Source organism: Synechococcus sp. R8-2, assembly GCF_047461715.1.
GTDB lineage: Bacteria > Cyanobacteriota > Cyanobacteriia > Thermostichales > Thermostichaceae > Thermostichus.
The window spans coordinates 1-2770 of the sequence record NZ_JANSHQ010000111.1; the positions used below are offsets into that span (position 1 = coordinate 1).

The window sequence follows — 2770 nt, forward strand, 5'->3', positions numbered from 1 at the left end:
GGGGGGGAGAGGGGATAATCAAGGAGTTTTGAACCGTAAGGCTAGGCAGGAGAAGTTCCCCATGAGGGCATTTCTGGAGGAGTTCAAAAAGTTCATCAGCCGGGGCAATGCCTTAGATTTGGCTGTTGGCGTTGTTATTGGAGGTGCTTTTGGGAAGATTGTGACTTCTTTCGTAGCAGATCTATTTACTCCGGTTTTAGGCTTGATGATTGGTGGAGTGAGCTTCCAGAACTTGGTCTGGAAAATCGGTGGAAGTCCTGAAGACCCAGTTACGATTAACTACGGTAGCTTTCTGCAAGCTGTGTTTGATTTTGTGATTATCGCTTTTGCCATCTTCTTACTGGTGAAGGCGATCAACACCCTACAGCGAAAGGAGGAAGAATCTCCTCCCACATTGCCCCCACCAGAAGTGGTTTTGCTGACAGAGATCCGGGATATCCTCAATCGCCACTCCCAATAGAGCTATAGGGGATCCTTAGGCCCAAAATCCAAACCTGGTTTAGGGATCCCTTAACCTTCCAATCCCTGCCCTTCAGTGGCAACTCTAGAGTCTAGCTATGATCTGCGAAAACAGCCCTGTTATCTTATCCGTTCGAGATCTCAGCGCCGAGATCGACGGCACCCCCATTCTCAAGGGGTTGAGCCTGGAAATTCGTGCCGGAGAAATCCACGCCATCATGGGCCCCAATGGCTCTGGAAAAAGCACTTTTTCCAAGATCTTGGCTGGCCACCCCGACTACCGGGTGACAGGAGGCGAGATCCTCTACCTGGGAAAAAATCTCTTGGAGATGGAGCCAGAAGAGAGGGCTTGGGCAGGGATCTTTTTGGCATTTCAATACCCCATCGAGGTTCCGGGGGTGAGCAACTTGGATTTCCTGCGCGCCGCCTACAACGCTCGCCAGAAATATCGGGATCAGCCGGAACTGGATGCTCTGGATTTTGACGACCTGGTACGGGAAAAGTTGGATATTGTCAAAATGGATCCCGCTTTTTTGGAGCGCTCTGTGAACGAGGGCTTTTCCGGCGGTGAGAAAAAGCGCAACGAGATCCTGCAAATGGCGGTGTTGGAGCCTACGCTGGCCATTTTGGACGAGACGGATTCCGGTCTGGATATCGACGCGCTGCGCATTGTGGCCCACGGCATCAACCGACTGGCCGGCCCTGAGAATGCCATGCTCTTGATCACCCACTACCAACGCTTGCTGGACTATGTAACCCCCGACCACGTGCATGTGATGGAAGGGGGGCGTATTGTCATCAGTGGGGACAAGACCTTGGCGCTGGAGCTGGAGGAACGGGGCTACGACTGGATCAAAACTCAGTCGGGTCAAGAACCGGCAGCTGCGACATCTCGGCAGGAGAAAGAGGGATGAGCGCCACCTTGCCCAAACCTTTCGCCCCAGAGAGCCGCCTATTCCTGGAGCACATCCTCGGCCAAATCCCGGAAAGGCAGGATCCCTACACCACCCTTAGGCAGCAGGCCCGCGCCCAACTGGCCGAACTGGGGATCCCGACCCCACGGGAAGAAGATTGGAAATACAGCGATCTCTCGCCGCTGCTGGCCCACGAGTTTCGCCTGGCTGTCGCGGCGGATCCGGCTCTGGATGCGGCAACCCTAGAGCCCTGGCTTTGGCCGGAAGCCAGCTATAGCCGCGCCGTGTTCGTCAACGGCTACTTTGCCCCCCAGCTTTCTGATTTGAGCGGCCTGCCCACCGCTTTGCAGGTGATCCCTTTAGCCCAAGCCCCAGGGGAGTTGCTGCAAACCCTGGCCAAGACGGATGTGTTTACGGCCCTCAACACCGCTCATCTGGGAGATGGGATCCAGATTGGCCTACAGCCCGGCCAGGAAGTTCCGTCACCGCTGCACCTGCTGTTCATAACGGTGGCTCCTGAGGGAGAGGCCGTTTTGGCCCAGCCCCGCTGCCTGCTGTCTTTGCAAGCCCACAGCTCCCTCACGCTGATCGAAGATCATGTATCCCTGGGATCCGGGATCCCCTTTGGCAACGCGGTTACGGAGATCGCCCTGGCAGAGGGATCTCGTTTGCACCATGTGATTTTGCAAAGGCAGGGATCCCCAGCCTTCCACATCAACCAGACCGCCGTGCGCCAAAGCTGCGACAGCCACTACCGCCTCCAGGCGATTCAGTGGGGATCCCAGTTTTCTCGCCACAACCTGGAGATCACCCAAGCCGGAGCCCAGGCCCACACCCAACTGCAGGGGCTAACGCTGCTGAAGGGATCCCAGCACAGCGACACCCACTCCCGCCTGGTGCATCAGGCCCCCCACGGCAGCAGCCGCCAATTGCACAAGTGCATTGTGGACGAGACGGCCCATGCGGTCTTCAGCGGACGGATTCTGGTGAGCCGAGAGGCCCAACTGACGGACGCCGCCCAGACCAACCGCAACCTGCTCCTAGGCCCCAAAGCCCGGGTCGACACCCAGCCGCAACTGGAGATCTTTGCCGACAACGTCAAGTGTGCCCACGGGGCCACCGTCAGCCAACTGGAGGCGGAAGAGATCTTTTATCTGCAAAGCCGGGGTATTCCCCAAGCTGAGGCCAGGCAACTTCTCACCTGCGCTTTTGCAGCAGAAACCCTGGAAGGGATCCCGTTGGCTCAACTTCCCGCCCTGGTGGCCCGCCGGTTGGCCGGGATCCCGTGAATCCAATCAATTCCAATAACAATAATAAGTTGTTGCTCCCCCATTACCCTCAAGAGTGACCAGACTTGGGCGTAATGGATAGGCAGCAGTAAACTACCCGGCTCCGAC

At 57.0% G+C, this 2770-nt stretch carries 3 protein-coding genes; all 3 read left to right on the top strand.

The features are described from left to right. The first annotated feature begins 61 nt into the window (after positions 1 to 61). The 3 genes from mscL (at position 62) to sufD (ending at position 2662) form a co-directional block, all read left to right on the top strand. A complete protein-coding gene (gene mscL, locus NW819_RS03025; protein ID WP_011431004.1) occupies positions 62 to 460 on the top strand; it encodes a large-conductance mechanosensitive channel protein MscL in 399 nt (132 codons plus the stop codon). Positions 461 to 557: 97 nt separating this feature from the next. Next, a complete protein-coding gene (sufC, locus tag NW819_RS03030; RefSeq protein WP_414412846.1) occupies positions 558 to 1373 on the top strand; it encodes a Fe-S cluster assembly ATPase SufC in 816 nt (271 codons plus the stop codon). After that, positions 1370 to 2662 (top strand): Fe-S cluster assembly protein SufD, encoded by a 1293-nt coding sequence (sufD, locus tag NW819_RS03035; protein WP_414412847.1) that lies wholly within the window; start codon positions 1370 to 1372, stop codon positions 2660 to 2662. The genes sufC and sufD overlap by 4 nt, the downstream gene beginning before the upstream one ends. The last annotated feature ends 108 nt before the right edge of the window (positions 2663 to 2770 follow it).

Bases quoted from the DNA above. Each gene is read 5' to 3' on its own strand.
- mscL (WP_011431004.1), top strand. From the start codon at position 62: ATGAGGGCATTTCTGGAGGAGTTCAAAAAGTTCATCAGCCGGGGCAAT.
- sufC (WP_414412846.1), top strand. From the start codon at position 558: ATGATCTGCGAAAACAGCCCTGTTATCTTATCCGTTCGAGATCTCAGC.
- sufD (WP_414412847.1), top strand. From the start codon at position 1,370: ATGAGCGCCACCTTGCCCAAACCTTTCGCCCCAGAGAGCCGCCTATTC.